Origin of the sequence: Veillonella sp. 3_1_44, assembly GCF_000163715.1 — a bacterium.
Classification (GTDB): domain Bacteria; phylum Bacillota; class Negativicutes; order Veillonellales; family Veillonellaceae; genus Veillonella; species Veillonella parvula_A.
Map to the genome: position 1 here is coordinate 1 of NZ_GG770210.1, position 695 is coordinate 695.

The following is a 695-nucleotide window of genomic DNA, read 5'->3' on the forward strand; positions in this document are numbered from 1 at the left end:
CCAGTGGGGAGTGGGTGGTCAAGATAACGTAACTAAGACAGAGGTACGATTTCCTATCAAATTTACAACTTTATTCATGGCGAACGCTATAGATGCGTACTGGTCAGGCTCTGACACGCCTAGGTATTTTGCTAACTCCGTGTCAGAGAGCAACGCAACTAAGGCCGTATTTTCGGCAAGTGATAGATATGCTGCTTCTTATTACTGGTTCGCACTAGGAATCATCTAATTCCCTAGAATAATGAACATAATCTGATCACCGACACCTTGCTGCCCTCTATAATCACTGTCTTTATATGTCAGCTGGTTCCTAGTAAAATGATTTCAGAAAATGAATATTCTCCATTATATCTAGTTGCAGAAACAGCGATAGTTTTATTAGCAAATTCTATCGGATAGCGCACAGTCCAAGGCTTTGGTTGATTATACGCATTAAATATACTCACTGGATATTAAGCCTTCCCTACGGTCATCCAAACAAAACTACCTGTGTCCACTCTGTTGGTTAAGAATCGGATGATGTTTCTATTAGCTTGAGAAAACCCACTGTTCCAAGTAATAAAACATTCTGATCCAGAAGTAGCAACACTAACAGAGTCATCGGTGGCTAAGGCAATTAGTACAGTGCTGCTAATCGGCAGCGAAATATCTTTATAGTATTTATTGGAATCAAACCAAGTTAATCCCCACTGGGG

2 protein-coding genes are annotated in these 695 nt (G+C 40.4%); one reads left to right on the plus strand and one right to left on the minus strand.

The genetic code is table 11. The annotated features are described in order from the left end of the window. The coding region (locus HMPREF0873_RS09765) for a hypothetical protein (protein WP_038125935.1) at window positions 1-229 on the plus strand (229 nt) is incomplete at its 5' end. Window positions 230-452: 223 nt separating this feature from the next. Here HMPREF0873_RS09765 and HMPREF0873_RS10035 read toward each other — a convergent pair. Further along, the coding region (locus tag HMPREF0873_RS10035; protein WP_008715876.1) for a hypothetical protein at window positions 453-695 on the minus strand (243 nt) is incomplete at its 5' end.